Origin of the sequence: Roseicella sp. DB1501 (genome assembly GCF_013112485.1) — a bacterium.
GTDB lineage: Bacteria > Pseudomonadota > Alphaproteobacteria > Acetobacterales > Acetobacteraceae > Paracraurococcus.
In genome coordinates this window covers 34,446-50,110 of sequence record NZ_JABFHG010000009.1, presented here as the reverse complement: position 1 = coordinate 50,110, position 15,665 = coordinate 34,446, and the positions used below count along the sequence as shown (strand labels likewise).

Annotated in this window: 17 protein-coding genes; 3 read left to right on the top strand and 14 right to left on the bottom strand. The window is 69.2% G+C overall.

The genetic code is table 11. The annotated features are described in order from the left end of the window. Positions 1 to 2 precede the first annotated feature (2 nt). Positions 3 to 212 carry a DUF2945 domain-containing protein gene (locus tag HJG45_RS17935; RefSeq protein WP_171613511.1) on the bottom strand — a complete coding sequence of 70 codons (210 nt, stop codon included), beginning with the start codon at positions 210 to 212 and terminating at the stop codon, positions 3 to 5. Positions 213 to 606: 394 nt separating this feature from the next. Here HJG45_RS17935 and HJG45_RS17930 point away from each other — a divergent pair, with 394 nt between their 5' ends. Further along, on the top strand, positions 607 to 1,050 hold the full coding sequence (locus HJG45_RS17930; protein WP_171613509.1) for a hypothetical protein: 444 nt from the start codon (positions 607 to 609) through the stop codon (positions 1,048 to 1,050). A 44-nt stretch (positions 1,051 to 1,094) separates the two neighbouring features. Here the strand turns inward: HJG45_RS17930 and HJG45_RS17925 are convergent, their stop codons facing one another. Next, positions 1,095 to 2,168, bottom strand: a complete 1,074-nt coding sequence (locus HJG45_RS17925) for an ATP-binding protein (RefSeq protein ID WP_171613507.1) — start codon at positions 2,166 to 2,168, stop codon at positions 1,095 to 1,097. 21 nt (positions 2,169 to 2,189) lie between these two features. Between HJG45_RS17925 and HJG45_RS17920 the strand changes: the two genes are divergently transcribed. Both HJG45_RS17920 and HJG45_RS17915 read left to right on the top strand, forming a co-directional pair. Next, positions 2,190 to 2,384 carry a hypothetical protein gene (locus HJG45_RS17920; protein WP_171613505.1) on the top strand — a complete coding sequence of 65 codons (195 nt, stop codon included), beginning with the start codon at positions 2,190 to 2,192 and terminating at the stop codon, positions 2,382 to 2,384. Between the two features lie 103 nt (positions 2,385 to 2,487). Then, positions 2,488 to 2,883, top strand: a complete 396-nt coding sequence (locus tag HJG45_RS17915; RefSeq protein WP_171613503.1) for a response regulator — start codon at positions 2,488 to 2,490, stop codon at positions 2,881 to 2,883. A gap of 57 nt (positions 2,884 to 2,940) precedes the next feature. Here HJG45_RS17915 and HJG45_RS17910 read toward each other — a convergent pair whose 3' ends face one another. The 12 genes from HJG45_RS17910 to HJG45_RS17860 are packed head-to-tail and all read right to left on the bottom strand — an operon-like array spanning position 2,941 to position 15,613. Beyond that, positions 2,941 to 4,203, bottom strand: coding sequence for an MFS transporter (locus tag HJG45_RS17910; RefSeq protein WP_171613502.1), 1,263 nt, complete (start codon positions 4,201 to 4,203; stop codon positions 2,941 to 2,943). Continuing rightward, positions 4,203 to 5,819 carry a glucans biosynthesis glucosyltransferase MdoH gene (gene mdoH, locus HJG45_RS28880; protein ID WP_368040631.1) on the bottom strand — a complete coding sequence of 539 codons (1,617 nt, stop codon included), beginning with the start codon at positions 5,817 to 5,819 and terminating at the stop codon, positions 4,203 to 4,205. The genes HJG45_RS17910 and mdoH overlap by 1 nt, the downstream gene beginning before the upstream one ends. A 13-nt stretch (positions 5,820 to 5,832) precedes the next feature. Next, on the bottom strand, positions 5,833 to 6,864 hold the full coding sequence (galE, locus tag HJG45_RS17905) for a UDP-glucose 4-epimerase GalE (protein WP_171613501.1): 1,032 nt from the start codon (positions 6,862 to 6,864) through the stop codon (positions 5,833 to 5,835). After that, positions 6,861 to 7,502, bottom strand: a complete 642-nt coding sequence (locus HJG45_RS17900; protein WP_171613500.1) for a uracil-DNA glycosylase family protein — start codon at positions 7,500 to 7,502, stop codon at positions 6,861 to 6,863. Before HJG45_RS17900 ends, galE begins: the two co-directional genes overlap by 4 nt. Further along, entirely contained in the window at positions 7,502 to 8,239 is a 738-nt protein-coding gene (locus HJG45_RS17895; RefSeq protein ID WP_171613499.1) for a PIG-L family deacetylase, read from the bottom strand. The genes HJG45_RS17900 and HJG45_RS17895 overlap by 1 nt, the downstream gene beginning before the upstream one ends. A 12-nt stretch (positions 8,240 to 8,251) precedes the next feature. Then, on the bottom strand, positions 8,252 to 9,490 hold the full coding sequence (locus HJG45_RS17890) for a glycosyltransferase family 4 protein (RefSeq protein WP_171613498.1): 1,239 nt from the start codon (positions 9,488 to 9,490) through the stop codon (positions 8,252 to 8,254). After that, complete coding sequence (locus tag HJG45_RS17885) at positions 9,487 to 10,314, bottom strand: sugar phosphate isomerase/epimerase (RefSeq protein WP_171613497.1); 828 nt, start codon at positions 10,312 to 10,314, stop codon at positions 9,487 to 9,489. The genes HJG45_RS17890 and HJG45_RS17885 overlap by 4 nt, the downstream gene beginning before the upstream one ends. After that, positions 10,311 to 11,789, bottom strand: coding sequence for a YcaO-like family protein (locus HJG45_RS17880; protein ID WP_217362969.1), 1,479 nt, complete (start codon positions 11,787 to 11,789; stop codon positions 10,311 to 10,313). Before HJG45_RS17880 ends, HJG45_RS17885 begins: the two co-directional genes overlap by 4 nt. Next, positions 11,786 to 12,637, bottom strand: coding sequence for an MBL fold metallo-hydrolase (locus tag HJG45_RS17875; protein WP_171613496.1), 852 nt, complete (start codon positions 12,635 to 12,637; stop codon positions 11,786 to 11,788). The genes HJG45_RS17880 and HJG45_RS17875 overlap by 4 nt, the downstream gene beginning before the upstream one ends. Next, entirely contained in the window at positions 12,628 to 13,641 is a 1,014-nt protein-coding gene (locus HJG45_RS17870) for a Gfo/Idh/MocA family protein (protein ID WP_171613495.1), read from the bottom strand. Before HJG45_RS17870 ends, HJG45_RS17875 begins: the two co-directional genes overlap by 10 nt. Beyond that, positions 13,641 to 14,750: a bifunctional 2-polyprenyl-6-hydroxyphenol methylase/3-demethylubiquinol 3-O-methyltransferase UbiG gene (locus HJG45_RS17865; RefSeq protein WP_171613493.1), complete on the bottom strand. Its 1,110-nt coding sequence runs from the start codon at positions 14,748 to 14,750 to the stop codon at positions 13,641 to 13,643. The genes HJG45_RS17870 and HJG45_RS17865 overlap by 1 nt, the downstream gene beginning before the upstream one ends. Beyond that, the gene (locus HJG45_RS17860) at positions 14,747 to 15,613 is read right to left on the bottom strand and encodes an HD domain-containing protein (RefSeq protein ID WP_171613492.1); all 867 of its coding nucleotides are present in this window, start codon (positions 15,611 to 15,613) and stop codon (positions 14,747 to 14,749) included. The genes HJG45_RS17865 and HJG45_RS17860 overlap by 4 nt, the downstream gene beginning before the upstream one ends. Positions 15,614 to 15,665 lie beyond the last annotated feature (52 nt).

Below are 15,665 nucleotides of genomic sequence, written 5' to 3'. Positions count from 1 at the left end.
GATCAGGCCTTCTTCAGCTCGCCGGGCTTATGGACCGCCTTCTTGCCCGTTCTGAGACTTTCGACGACCATCTGCGGCTCGTCCTTCGTCGCCTTCGCCGTGTGGCCCTTGATCCTGGTTGTGCCGGTGACGACCTTCTCGACCCTTCCCTCGGTCCGGCCCTGGGCCGTCGCCCAGCTCACCTTGTCGCCCTTCTTCGGTGTCCTGGTCATCGGGCTTCTCCAAGCGCCGCTGGACAACGGCCGGCCGGACCGTGGGTTTAGCCGAGCCGCGGCGTCTGATGCGAAACGGCTGCGAGGCAGGTCGATCCCCTCCCGGCGCGAGTTCCGGTATCGACAAAGAACGAGCCACCAAAGATCAGCGCAGGATCTGCCGGTCAAAGGGTGGCAGGGTAGGATCCCTGAAGAAGTACCCTTGTTCGTCCTGCACCTCGCTCCCGGCGGATGCCTGAAAGGGCCCCGGTCCTCTTCGGGATCACCTCTGACACCGGCGGTTACATCGCCTATGTGTTGCATGCCGCGGCGGCACAGCTGCCCGGCATCAGGGTCACCATCGTGACCTGTCCTTTTTCACGCACCCACACTCTGCGGCGCGCATGCCATGCCGATGGAACGCTTCGATAATGAGGGCGTCATCGAACACATCGCTACGCCGAGGCCGACCTATTTGGACAAGGAGGCGTGGGCGGCGGAACTTCCCGTTTTCGCAGCCTTCTGGAGGCTGGCCACGCTGCCCCAACTGCCTGACCTGATCCACGTGTATTTTGCCGATGCGGCCTTCGTCGCTTTGCAGGCGAGACGTCGCTTCGGCATATGGCTCGATGATCCCGGCCGGCCGATCGTTCTGGCCATCGCAGGGGCGGTGTGGAAGAAGAACCTGGCCTCGCTCCTGCGCGCCTTAGCCGTGACGCCCGACCTCGCCGCACGTGCGAACCTCGTCATCCTCGCCGGGCAACAGGACGCCCATGCTGCGGCGGAGGAGCGTGCGGTCGTGGAGGAGTTGCATCGGCTTGGCGTCGAGCGAACTCAACGGCAGCGGCTTATCTGGTGAGGTCGCCTGACTGTCCCCGGCTGCGCATCGATCCCTGCGGAGGGCTAGGGTGAAGGGTGCGCCACGGGCGGGGCGCCATCGGGAGCATCCTTCTTGCCGGGGAAGGACAGGGTGACCGTCGTGCCCTGGCCCAGTTCCGAGGCAATGCGCACCGAGCCTCCGGATTGCTCGACGAAGCCCTTGACCATGGACAGGCCGAGCCCGGTCCCGCGGCCGAGCGCCTTGGTGGTGAAGAAGGGCTCCGTCGCGCGCCTGGCGACATCGGCCGTCATGCCGGTGCCCTGATCGCGCACGAGCAACTCGACCGCAGTCGGCCCGCTCGCATCGCCATCAACTGCCCGCGTCCCGATGACGAGCGGGCCGCCCCTTGGCATCGCATCCGCGGCGTTGCGGACCAGGTTCAGCAGCGCCATCTCCAGCTGGTTGGCATCGATCTCCACCATCAGGGGCCTGGGCGTGAGATCGACCGTCATCACGATCGAGGCGCCGGCCATCTGCCGCAGGATCGCATCGATCCCACCGACAACATGGTTGATGTCGAGCAGCTTGTTGTCATGGAATTGCCGCCGCGCGAAGGACAGCATCTGCTGCGTCAGCCGCCCCGCCTGGCCGCCCGCCCATTTCGCACGATCCAGCCGCTGCCGGTCGCGGCTGCCGGGAGCGATGCTCTTCTCAAGCTGTGACAGACTGCCCAGCACGATGGTCATCAGGTTGTTGAACTCGTGCGCGATGCTAGACGCCATGGAACCGAGCGTCTCCAGCCTCTGCGCCTGCTGCAGGACCGCCTCCGCCTCGTGCCGGCGTGTGACGTCGAGTTGGCTGGCGAAGAAATAGAGCACCTCGCCCGACGGACCGAAGACGGGGCTGATGAACAACGCATTCCAGAAGCCGCTGCCGTCCTTGCGGTAATTGAAGATGTCCTGGTGTACGTCCTCGTGGCGCGCGATGCCGTTGCGAATATGCGCCACGGCCATGGGATCGGTGTCCGGCCCCTGGAGGAACCGACAATTCCTGCCCAGGATCTCGGATTGCTCGTAGCCGGTCAGCATCTCGAAGGCACGGTTGCAGAAGATGATGGGATTGTTTTCGTCACTGGGGTCAGTCAGGATCATCGGCATGCGGCTCATTCTGAAAGCCGCATGAAAGATGTCGCGGCCGTCATGCCCTTGGCCCAAGGCGATAACGTTTCGACCATCGCCCGTGTGATGGTGCAGTCCTTTAGGGTCGAGGTCGGACCCCTGAGGATCGTCAGTCATGGCGGCCCGTTCATCGGCTGGAAGCTCTATCTGATCGCGGGTGGCCGGACCGGCCAAATCTGCGCCCTGGATAGGTGATCACGAATGGAGGATAGAAACTCTTCAGTTGGACCAAAGTTCATGACACCAGCATGATCGGGCCTTACTGCCAATCCACAATCAATCCGTCGGGCGTTGGATGATGTGCATTCTGGTCGTCGAAGATGACACTCTGATCCGCATGATCCTTGTCGAGGAACTCGTCGACGCCGGATTTTCAGTTCAGGAGGCAGGGTCCGGCGACCAGGCCATTGCCAGCCTCGAGACTCTCGGCCGGGAACCGCAGGTGCTCGTGACGGATGTGCATATGCCCGGCGAGCACGACGGACTGGCGCTGGCGAGCCATGTCCGGTCGCGCTGGCCGACGGTCCCGGTCATCTTCACGACCGGCCGTCCCGATGCCCTCCAGCGCCTGGAGAAGCTCGACGCACGGCAGGTCCTCGTGCGGAAACCCTATGTCCCGAATGACATCATCGCCTGCATCCAACAACTGGGCGCGGCGCCGGCTGGATTGAGCAACGACACTGGCGGTGCCTGAAGGCTGGGACGCTGCCGCTGCCGGAATGCCGAAGAGGGCCGATGCCCACGCCCTCGATCAGCGTTCCTCCAACGCGAGTGGCAGGGCCAGTGCCGCGGCCGCGAAGACGGCGCCGGCGGCGAAGCCGACATTCGGGATGCCGATCAGCGCCGCGATCTGCGCCGAGACAGCGGCACCCGCGACGCTCCCCATGTTCAGCATGGCCATGAACAGGGCGAAGCGCGTCGCGGCCAACGCTCCCGCGCTGCGGCGCATGATGGCCGGCGCGAGGGCGACGAAGACGAGGGCCGGCATGATGGTCGAGAGCGCCAGGGCCAGCGGGGCGCCGAAGCGCAGGAAGATCGGCACCTCCGCCGCCAAAAGCAGCCCGGCCATCGCATGCGCCAGGGCGCAACAGCACAGAAGGATGGTCAACGCCCGCTGCACGCCGATGCGGTCCGTCCACCATCCGACCAGCAGGGCGCCGAGCGTGCCCGCTGCCAGGGCGGCGCCGGCCTGGGCGTTCGACAAGGTCGCCGCCGTCCAGCCCCGCGCCTGGATCAGATCGACGCCGAGCGGCACCGCGAAGGCGGCCGCCGCGGCATCCACGGCGAAACACGCAGCCAGCAGGATCCAGGTCGCCCTGCCGGAGACGAGAGAACGATACGTGTCGCGCCCGGGCTCCCGGGGATGCCGATGCGGCCGATCGCCGACTGCCCGAGGGGAGAGGAGCGCATCGCCCTCGGCTTCCCGCACGAGGAGCGGCAGCGACAGTATCGCAGCGCCTATGACCAGCAGCAGCATGGTTGCGGCCCGCAAGCCGAGGCTTGCCAGCATCGCGGCGAAGAGCACCGCGCCAACCGCGCTTCCGCCGACGAAGCCGATGCGCGTCACGGCGCTGGCCGCGCCCAGCTTTCCCGCCGGAACATGATCGATGATCATGGCGTCCGTCGCCGTATCCGCGAGCGCCGCGAACGCGCCCTGGACGAGGAAGACCGCGCCGATCGCCGGGAGGACGGCGGCGACCTCCTGGGGGAGGTTCAGCAGTCTCGCCAGCGATAGCAGGGAGCCGAGAAAAGCGAGCACGACCCAGAAGCGTCGCCGCCCCATCGCCAGGCCTCCGAACCGGTCGACCACCGGCCCCCAGAGCGGCTGGACGATCCAGGGAAGGCCCACCGTTGCGACATAGGCTCCCACTTCCGCGGCGGAAGCGCCGAGGGCCGCGAAGTGATTAGGAATTGCCGTGAGCGCGAACCCTGCAACCAGGCCCTGCCAGGCATAGAGCGAGCCGATCAAGGTCGTGCGCCAGGCGGGCGAGACGATGAAGGGCAGCCGCTGCATCAACCCTTCGCGCGGGGATCCGAGGTTAGGACGCAGAACGGGATGGCGAGAAGCAGCCCCGCACCGGCCGGCGCGGCTGCAAGGACCGCGAAGACCGATCCGGACAGGCCGAGTGCGAGGAAGATGGCCAGGCCGATGGCGGTGTGCGGCCAGAGGATATTCGTTGCCTCCGACCAGTTCAGCCGGCGTTCCCTGCGTTGCTGCGGCGGCCAGCCGCGATGCGGCATGCGCAATGCGTGCGAGAGCACGATGATCGTGTTGTGCGAGGCAACAACGGAATCGAACAGGAGGGAGAACAGGTTCTCCGCGAGGACAGACCGGACATGCGCCACCCACCGTCCCCGTCCCGCTTCAACCAGCATCGCCAGATGACCCGTCAGCCGCGGCAGGTGCAATGCGACATAGACCAGGACGAGAAGCGCGACGAGCATGCCGCGCGGCGGCGAGTCATCGGTCAGGAGCGCATTGATCGCGGCGAGCGGCAGGATGGCGAACCAGAAGGGCGCCAACAGGTAGTGCAGGATGGCCTGGAACATCTGCAGGCGTCCGAGAGCGCCGAGGGATCGATCCCGCAGAAAATGCCGATATTGGAGATTGCCTGCCGCCCATCGGCGATCCCGCTGCAGGAAGGCCAGAAGATGCGGCGGTGGGGCTTCCAACGAACCGCCGCCATCGGCGTGGGTGTCGGGATGCACCCGAACCGACCAGCCGGCCCCGTGCATCCGCGCGGCTTCGACATGGTCGTGCGAGAGGATTGAGGATCCGTCCGGCAGAAGCGGAAGGCGGCAATGCCGGCGGAAAGGGGCGATGCGGAGGATCGCGTTATGGCCCCAGAAGGGGCCCTCATCACCCTGCCACCAATCCTGCCCGAGCGTCCAGATGCGGGCCCCCGAGCGGTGGCCGAGGTTGAACAACCGGCCGAAGGACGCAGATGTCGCGCTGCCGGCAATGGGATGCTGCAAGATGCCGAGCTTCGGTTCCGCCTGCATGACGCGCACCAGGCGCAGCGCGGCTTCCGGCGTCATTTCGGAATCGGCATCCAGCAGGATGATCAGATCGAGATCCGCGGCGTGGTGGTCGAGGAAGTCCATCACGTTGCCGGCCTTGTAGCCTGTATTCCTGGGGCGGCGGCGATAGCGGATCCTGCTGCCGGGCAGCTTGGCCGAGGCGCTGCGTAACGCCGCCTCCTCGGCCACGACATGGTCGGGATCCGCCGTGTCGGAGAGGATGGCGAGGACGAAGCGGTCGCCATGCTCCGACAGCCCCTGCATCAGCCGCAGCAGCGGCGGCAGCACCTCCTCCATCGCCTCGTTGCGGATGCAGATGGCGATGGCGGTGCGAAGCGTGATGGGCGCATCGGTCTCGGGCGGTGTCTGGATGCCTCGGATGCGGATGCAGAGGCCGATCAGCCCTGTCGCGGCCGCCAGGCCGATCCAGGGAAGGTTCAGCACGAAGCACAGCAGGATCAAGGCTTCCCAGACCGACCAGCCGCCCTCCCCCAGCACGGCGACGGCGAGCGCCAGCAGCGCCGTGGCAATGGCCAGGGTGAGGCCGGCGAACAGCATCCGTCGGCGGCGCATTATGGCGCCTGGGGCATTCGTCTGACGCAGGCTCACGCGATCAGATGTCTCACCTGTCGAGTTGGGCGGCGTTCGGGACAGGTGCCGGCGCAGGCCTCGGCGTCGTGTCCTTGCGGCATTCCCAGGCCAGGGTGTCGGCGACGATCCGGTCCAGGCTGTCGTGCTTCGGCTCCCAGCCGAGAACCTTGCGCATTCCATCGGCGACGGCGACGACGGCAGGCGGATCGCCCAGGCGGCGCGGCGCGACGCGGCGCGGCACGGAACATCCGGCGGCGCGCTCCACCGCCTCCAGCACGCCCAACACCGAATGCCCGCAGCCATAGCCGCAGTTCAGCGTCAGCCCCATTCCGCCGGCCATGAGATGGCGCAACGCCGCCACATGGGCCGTGGCGAGATCGGCCACATGGATGTAGTCGCGGACGCCCGTGCCATCCGGCGTGTCGTAATCGTCGCCATAGACCGTCACCGCATCGCGCCTGCCGAGCGCCGCCTCGCAGGCGACGGCGATCAGGTGGGTGGCACCGGGGCGACGCCTGCCGGTTCGCCCGGCGGGATCGGCGCCGGCGACATTGAAGTAGCGCAGCGCGACATAGGCGATCCCATGCGCCTCGGCCGCATCCGCGATCAGCCGCTCGGCCGCCAGCTTGCTGGCGCCATAGGGATTGATCGGACGGCAGGGCGCGCCCTCCGCGACCGGCAGCGTATCGGGAATGCCGTACACCGCGGCCGTCGAGGAGAAGACCAAGCGGCGGACACCCGCCATCACCAGCCCCTCGACCAAGCCCAGCGTGCCCGCGAGGTTGTTGCGCCAGTAGGCCAGAGGACGGATCACGCTCTCCGGCGCCACATGGGAAGCGGCGAAATGCAGCACCGCCGTGGCGCGATGCTCGTCCAGCGCCCGCGCCACGAGCGCCGCATCGGCGACATCCCCGATGACGAGCGGTACCCCGTGCGGTACCGCATCCCGCAATCCGGTCGAGAGGTTGTCGAGGATAACCGGGCTGTAGCCGGCATCGAGCAGGGCGAGCACCGCCTGGCTGCCGATATAGCCGGCGCCGCCAGTGACGAGGACGGTGCTCATCGCGGCTCCGCCCGCAGGGCGGCGGCGGCATCGGAAAGTGCGGCCATGATGCGGATGGGTACCTCTGTGCTGGTACAGACGAAGGTCGGGCTGGGATGCGGCATGGTCCGCAAGAGGAGATGCGGGCGGGCGGCATGAAGCGTCTGCTCGGCGGCAGCGGCGAAGCGGCCTGCCAGGACGGCGATGCGCAGCTTCGGCATCGCTTCGACGAGCGGCGGCAGCCAGGTCAGTGCCGCGCGCAACTCGGTGACGCGCGGCGCGCGGTTGCGGGCACCGGGCTCGTGGATTACCCAGGGGATGGCGTTCCAGATCAGCGTCTCCCGGCGCGGGATCTGCGCGGCATCGAGGAAGCGGCGGAGATTCGCGCCGGTCCCGCTCGGCTGGTCGCGCGAGACGATGCCGCTCTGCATCATCCGCGGCCCCGGCGTCTCGAGGAGCAGCAGCAGCGCCGCCTCAGCGCCGCCATCGAGCGGATCGGGCTCAGGCACGGGCCGGCCGGTGTCCTGGCGGATGCGGGCGGCCAGGGAGCGGATCGGCGCCACATGTGGCGCCTGCTCCAGCATAGCACGACGGCGGGCACGCTCCGCCGGGTCCGACAGCGCGGCGGGAAAGGCGCGGCTCTGCGTACTGGCGAGCATCAATGGCCATGAACCACGGGCGGCAAGCGGTGCTGCGCACGCATCCGCTCCGTCCGGCCGACCGCCGCCATGGCGCGGGCAAGGCCTTCCGTCCCGCCGAACTGGTAGGACAGCTGGGTGACATAGGCGGCGCAGGCGCGGTGCCGAGCGCCTTCCTCCGCGGGCAGGGCCAGCTCCGGCAAAGCGGCGAAGAACGCCTCGTAGGGGCAGCGGGGCGTATCGGTGCGGATGCTGTACGGAAAGTCCCGCCACCACAGGATCGGCAACGCCGGGTCGAGCCGCCGCAGGGCGCGGACCGTCAACACATGGTCGACATGGCCGCCGATCGCCTGCGGCGCCAACAGCAGCCCCGGCCGCAATTCGGCCAGGAGCGCGGCGATCGCATCCGCCGCCTTGCGATCGATGGTGTCGGCGACATGCGGCTCGCGGAAGAGCGCGGCTGCGTCATCATAGCCGCGATGCGGCGCCTCGGGCAGCGGCAGGTGCCGCGGGATGGCGCCGAGCACGGCACAGGCCGCCACATCCTCGGCGCGGCGCAGGGCCATGTAGTCCACTTCGGGTGCGAGGCCCTTATCGGTCTGGCAGGCGAGCGCGAAACCGCGCGGATTCGGCACCGAGGCGGTGAAGAGCGTCGCCACGACCACCGACCATCCCGCGCGCGCCATCCGCGCCAGCGCGCCGCCGGCCGAGAAGGCGGCGTCGTCGAGATGCGGAGAGAGGGCGAGGGCCAGGGGCACCGCGGCGCCGCGTCAGAGAAGGTGCGGCGCCGCGCGGAAGCGGCATTCGGCGATGGGAAGCGCGGCATCGAAGGCGGTGTCGGGGGCGGTTCCGCGAAGCTCCTCGTAGATCCCCATGATCTGCCGGCCAACGGCCTGCCAGGAATAGGTGCGGCGGCATTCCTCCAACGCATTGCCGGCGAGGCGGCCGCGCAGGGGCGCGTCCTGGATGATCCTGCGAAGATTCGCCGCCAGCGCCGGCACGTCGCCGGGTTGCGAGAGCAGGCCGTTCTCCTCGTGGCGCAGGCAATCGCGGACGCCGACCGCGTCGCAGGAGACGGAAGCGAGGCCACTTGCCATCGCCTCCAGCACCGTGTTCGAGAAGCCCTCGGCATAGGTCGGAGAGACGAAGACATCCTGCTCGCGGTACAGGTCGGGGGCGGCGTCGTAATCGGCATAGCCGGCGAAGTGTGTGCCGAGCCCCAGCTCGGCATCCCTGACAACGCAAGCATCGTAATCGGGGCCGATGCCGCTGATGGTCGCCGCGAAGGGCACGCCGTCCGCCTTCAGCATCGCCAGCGCGTCGAGGAAATCGACGGCGCCCTTCCGGCGATCGACCCGGCCGTGATAGAACAGGCGCACCGGATCGGCGGCCTGCCCCGGCACATGGCCTTCCGGCGGGTGGAACCGGCCCGTATCGACCGCCCCCGGCACGATGGTGAAGCGATCCCGCGCAACGCCCAGCCGGTCCACAACCTCGCCAGCGAAGCTGTCGCAGCCGATCAGCAGCCGGTCCGCATGTTGCAGCACGCGCAGCATGGCCTGACGATGCGTCTCGCAGCACGATCCCACCCAATGGCCGTCGCCGCCCTGGATGGACACCACGGTCGGCACGCCGATCCGCTGCGCCGCCAGCAGCACCGACCAGCCATTCGGATAGCCGTATTGGGCATGCAGGATGTCGAAGGGCTTCCGGGCGTGCTCGGCGAGGATGGTCTGCACCATGTCGTCCACGTCGCGCTCGAAATCGGCGCCGCCAGGCTCGGCGAAGGCTTCCTCGCCGAGCGAGCGTCGGCCGATGACGCGTATGCCGGGCACTGACGGCGGCGGGCCGCCCCCGTAGACCTTGGTCCCGGCCGGATCGCCGCGGTACTGGCTGACCATGGTCACGTCGTGGCCCGCATCGGCGAGCTGGCGCAGCAGGTTCAGCGCGTAGACGCTCATCCCGCTGATCGCCGGGAAGAAACGGCGCGAGAGGAAGAGGATCCTCATGCCGGTCGGCACTCCCGCAGCCACCGCGCCGATTGCGGGATCATGGCGTCAGCCCGATGGCTCTCGCGCGAGAGCTCCACGCAGACGAGCCGGGCGAAGCCGATCCGTTCCAAGGCGTCGAGGCAGCGGGGAATGTCCATGTCACCCTCTCCGAACGGCAGATGGACGTGGACGCCGCGCGCCATGTCCTCGATTGCGACGGTACCGAGATGCGCCGCGAATTCCTCGATGGCGGCGGCCGGATCGCGCTCGCCCGTGACCAGGAGATGACCGAGGTCGAGCGCCAGGCTCAGGCCGGCGAGGTCGAGCGCGGACCAGTCATCCACCGTCTCGACGAGCATGCCTGGCTCGGGTTCCAGCGCCGCCGTCACGCCATGTGCCGCGGCGTATTCGACCACGCGCGCCACGCCCTCGCGCAACCAAGTCCGGGCCTGTGCCGGATCGACGCCGGGGCGGGGGATGCCGGCCCAGAAGGAGACGGCCTCGGCGCCGAGGATGGCGCCGATATCGACGGCACGGCGCAGGAAGGCGACACGCCGGTTGCGGCCCTCGGGCGCCGGGGAGAGCAGCGTCGGCTCGTGCTTGATCCGCGGATCGAGCAGATAGCGCGCCCCGGTCTCGATCACGCAACCGAGCCCGCGGGCGGAGAGGTCGCGCGCCAATGCCTCGGCACGCCACTCCCATCCCTCTTCCATCGGATCGAGGTGGTGATGATCCAGCGTCAGCGCGACGCCATCGTAGCCGGCATCGGCGATGATCGCGACCGCGTCGCCCAGGCGATGATTGGCGGCGCCGTTGGTGTTGTAGGCAAAGCGCAGTGTCATGCCGGCGCCGCCTCCCCATGCCGCCGCGCGAGCGAGAGCTGCGCCGAGAAGGCGCCGCTCTCACGGTAGAGCGGGTACAACTTGCCGACGATCCGGTCGGCCAGCGCGGCGTCGAACCAGGCGGGGCCTCCCGCCTTCGCCTCGTCCTCCGGCCGGAGGCGCACCCGCTTCGCGCCGTCCCGCGGCGCGTCCAGGATCAGCGGATCGTCGCGCTCGCGCAGGCGGCGCACGCCCCGCCAGCCGATGCGGTGATAGCTCATCGTCTCGCTCTCCAGGCCCGGTACGATCACCTTGACGACCCGCACGCCATGATCGGGCGGGGAGAGATCGACCACGAGAACCTCGAGCCCCTCGGCGGCGAGCCGCTCCAGGAGCAGCGCCAGCCGCGCCCTGGAACCGGCAACGGCCGCACCGGGCAGGCCAGGGAGGGACGAGAAGGAACGGCGGCTCCGGACGGAGAGGACATTCCCGGCCAGCCTCTCGCGCAGCACGGCGGCATCCTTGTCCATCCACTCGGCCATGGCGGCGAGCGCGCGCGATTCCTCCTCCTCGTACATGGCAACCTTGATCTGACGCTCGACATAGTCAGACGGCAGCGAGGCGCGGATCATGGCGATCGGGCCGTGGGTCGCCGCCTTGCGGGCGCGGGAGCCGCAGAATTCGAGCAGCGCCTTCCGCAGCGAGCGATCACGATCCGGGCCGACGGCCTCACCGCAAGCGGTGATCTGAACCGGCACGACCGGCTTACCGCGGTCGTCGCCGACGACGTAGAGATTGGCCATGCCGAACTCCTCGGCCGCCAGCTTCACCATCACCGCGATATCGAGGGATGACAGATGTTCCAGCAAGCCGCGCACCTGCGGGTCCGGCACATCGTCGGGGTCGATCGCCTGGCCCTGGTCGAGGGCGCGATAGGACACGACGTTCCCGTCGCGCTGCAGCGCCTCCATGATGCCGTGGGCAATGGCATGCTCGAGATCGAAGCCGGCGCCGAGCCCGTTCGTGATCGGCGTGATCAATCGGGGCGCCTCCCCGAGCTGGTAGGGATAGGCCGCCACCCATTCCCGCGGCACCAGCACCGCCTCGCCATCCGGCCAACGCCGCGCCTCGATCCAGGGCAGCTCCATCTCCGGCGCGTAATCCGAACCAGCGGGCAGGCAGAGGGTCAACGGATCCGCCACGGCGCGGCTTTGGGACAGGACCGCATGGCTGCCGAGGATCCTGGGCATCGATTTCAAGGCGATGCCGCAATGCACCTCCTCGCAAAGCTCCCCCATGGCCCCGACCTCGGCTTCCACCTCGGTGAAGCCGTAGCCGAAGCCTGTCGTCGCAGGCTCGTTCTCGAGAATGAGGTTCGCCTGAACGACCGGCACGCCGATCCGATCCAGATGGTCGATCCGGAACAGCGAGACATGGGCGTTCTTCGGCATGGTCGCGCGGAACGCGTCCGCGACCTGGCGCAGCGTCTCCGTCATCCGACCACTCCCGCCGCCTGGCGTCGAAGCTCATCCAGCGGCACGTGGCGCACGCCCGGCGGGCCGCGCAGCTGATCGTCCAGCAAGGCGAGCGCGATATCGCGCGTGATGCCGGGCGCGTGCTCGAAGGGCGTGCAGACCGTGTCGAATTCGAGGGCGCCGATCACGTTGCGGTATTTCCGCACCTCGCCCGGCGTCAACGGAATGTCCTTGTGGAATGCCTTGTGCGTCGACAGGGCGAGCGCCTCGCCGCTCGCAGCCTGGTCGACCTTGAAGGCATCGCCGCAGAACAGCGTGTTGCGCCCGACATCGTGCAGCACCGCCTGACCCTCGTAATGCCCGCCGACATGCATCAGCCTCTGGCCCGGCCGCAGCTCCAACGCGTCGTCATAGGGCCAGGTAACGCGGAAGGCCTTCGTCATCCGCAGATCGTCCTTCTGGATCGCCAGCACCTCGGGCTGGAACGCGTCCTGTAGTTGCCAGAGCGCGCCGTAGCCGTGGCAATGACTCGCCGCGAGAAACCGGATGCCTCCGAGCCGGCGGATCTCCGCGAGCATCTCGGGGGTGTAGTAGGGCGCGGCCTCGAAGGCTGTGTTGCCGTCCGGGTGCAGCATCAGCCAGCCCGTGCCGTTCAGCCCGAAGGGCGGCGCCGTCGTGAAGGCCACCATATCGCGGTCCAGCCGCCGCCAGGACCCGGTCAGCCCGGCGGCGACCTCGTCCTCGCGCAGGAAATGCCAGCCATCCTGCGGCAGGTCGTTCCGGGTATCGTCACAGACCGGGCAGCTGCGCGGCTCGAAATGCTTCTGCCAGAAGCCGCAATTGGCGCAGGCCCAGGGTGTCAGCGGCATGCAAACTCCTCGGTATAGGCGCGGTGCAGCAGCCGCATGGTGTCGAGATCCCGGTGGACGTCGAAATCGGCGTGGTCGCCGCTCACCAGGGCGCGGCCGAAGGCGGCCATCTGTCGGGTGAAGGGCGAGGCCTCCGCGTCGGCGATCGGCAGCGGCGAAGCCTGGCCCGAGGCATCCAGCCGGGTCACGCGCCCGCCGGCTTCCTGGCCCATCGTGTTCTCCGCCAGGATCTGGCCCTCGCTGCCGAGCACTTCGAGCCGCCGGCGCGGCAAGGCGTCGGGGCAGTTGTAAGCGACGTGCAGCTGGACAAGCGTGCCATCCTCCGCACGCCCGAGCAGCATCGCGCCGTCATCCACGGCATAATCCTGCACGCATCTCTGGGTGAAGGCGGCGATGTCCCGCACCGGGGCGCCGAGGAGGTACTGCACGAGATCCAGGCCATGCGGCGCGAGATCCATCAGCGCGCCGCCGCCGGCCCGGGCGGGATCGACGCGCCAGTTGTCGCCGTCGCCCGTGCCGCGCCAGCCGCGATCCAGCCAGCAGGCATAGACGATCCGGATCGCGGTGGGTCTGCCGACGATCCCGGCCGCGAGCGCATCGCGCATCGCCGCATGGGCGGGGTGATGCCGCTGATCGAAGGCGGTGCCGTAGAGGCGGCCGGCCTGCGTCACGGCCCACGCCATGGCCTCCGCATCGGCCAGGGTCGCCGCCATCGGCTTCTCGCAGAGCACGGCCTTCCCGGCGGCGGCGCAGGCCTCGACAACCGCCCGGTGCTGGTGGTTCGGCGTTGCGACATAGACGGCCTCGACCGAAGGATCGGCCAGCAGCGATGGCAGGGCGCCGTGCAGCATCGCGTCGGGATGATCGAGGTGGGCGGCCTGCCGTGCGGCCGGTGCGGGGTCGCAGACGGCCCGCACGGCATGGCCCGCTGCCAGCATGGCGGGCGCGGCGTAGTCCCGCGCCACCCAGCCATAGCCGACGACGCCCCAACCGATATTCCGCATCACCAGCGATCCGGCAGGTCGAGGAGTTCGCGCCGCAGCACCCAGCCCACCGTCTCGTCGCTGGCGAGCGTTCGCTCCGGCGCGTCGGAGGCCGGGGAGTATGTCGCGCGCGGACCGTATTCCTCGGCATAGCGATCCGAGGGCCAGGTGATCGTGCCGTCACGCAGCAGGGGATTGCGCCGAAGCGCCGTGCCGTGCGGCGGCAGGGACAGCTTGCCGGCCACCGGCCGCGCGGGCCCGATGCCCGGGCCGGTGGCGATGCCGAAGGCTTCCGCATCCCGCAGGGAACAGGCTTGCGCGGCGGAGGGCACGCGCCGCCCGATCGTCGCCTGGGTCAGCTCGGCGTCGTCGTAGAGCCGCGCCCCGGGAAACAGCCGGGCGACCTCGTCCGCAGCCAGGCCCCAGCCGGCGGACAGGTTCGATCGGTCGCGGTTGTGGACGTGGCCGATGGTGAGCGAGCCCGCATCGCCGGCAAGCGCGGCGAGCTGCGCCGCGATCGCGTCCTGCGGCCGAAGGAAGTAGAAGGCGTCGTGACAGCACACCAGATCGAAGCGCTCCCCCGACACCATCGGCCAGGGGGAGAGGCCAGCATCGAAGCAGACCAGGCGGGCGTCGGGCGCCACCCAGTGGCGCGCGACCCAGAGCTTGGCGAAGACGACATCCGCGCCCGTGCAGCCAACGCCCCGCTGCGCCAGGACCCGCAGGAAATGGCCGATGCCGCAGGCGAGCTCGAAAGCCGTCCGGGGCTCGTTCCAATGCGCCTCCATCAGCGCCAGGCCGGCGACGAAGGTCGGGTCGCTCCAGCGATGCAGGAAGTAGTCGCCGACCGCGTCCCAGGCGAGGCAGGTCACGGCCTGGCGCAGCGTGAGACGCGCGCGATCCCGCGCCAGGATGCGCAGATCCGACGCCTCCGCAGTCGCGCCGCGCCACCAATCATCCTGATCGGCCAGCAGCAGCACGAGCGCGCCCTCCTGGTCCCCGGCATCGAGCCGCGACAGGGCTTCCCCGGCCAAGTCGAGGCGCGAGGCGCGGGCGAAGGTGATGCCGTCGATCACCGGCCACCGCCGCCCGGCAGTGTCGCGCACCGAATGCGGCGTATCGGGAGTCATCGCGACAGGCCCAGGGAGGCGAGGAGCCGGTCCTGGAAAGGGCGGACCGGGCCGGCATGCACCAATTCCATGTCGTGCAGGAGGTAGTGCATGGTCGTATTGCCGGCGCGGAGGTGATGCTCGACCTGCAGCACCCGGTCCAGCGTGTCGGCGGCGTGGAAGGCGCGGCCCTCCGCCGTCTCGGCATCGGGCAGGATGGCGCGCGCCTCCCGCACCGCCTGCGCGAGAGCGGCGGGCAGCTCAGCCAGGGCGACGTCCGTTGCGCGCGCGAAGGCAGGCTCGAGCTCGTCGCCGAGAAGCACTTCGCCCGCATAGCCGGAATCCGGGATCGATGCGTTGTGCAGGTGATGCGCGAGAGCGGCGAGGAACACCGTGTCGGGCCGCGCGCGGAAGACGGGCGACAGGATCACGCCGTAGACCGCCGTGACGAAGCAGTGCTCGGCATGGTTCTCCGGCGGCTCCAGCATGATCCGCGGCCGGCCCGGGCAGGTAACGCCGGCGCGCGGCTGAGCGGCGAGGGAGGCGACGAAATTTGGAGCGACGCCATCAGCATCGGCGGCGGCACGCAACCCGGCCCGAAGCTGCGGATCCAGTTCCGCTGCGGCCTCGTCCAGCGCGCGCGCCATGATGGCCTCGACGGCGCCGTCGCCTATGCCGGCCCCCACGAGAGCGCTCCGGTCGAGATCGCCGAGCCGCGTCGCGGCGAGGGCGTCGGCCGTGGCGGCGCGCCAGGCTTCGTCGAGCGGACGCCCGGCAACCAGCGCGGCCCAGGCCGCGGCGAAGGAGCGCTCCGCGAGCGACCCTTGCCGGCCGGCGGAGCGAATGCGCTTGAGGTGGCCCAGCTCGCGCAGCAGATCAAGCATCTCGACCCGAGGCGCAACCGCGGCGTCCGTTCGGTCCATCACCGGCTGGGTC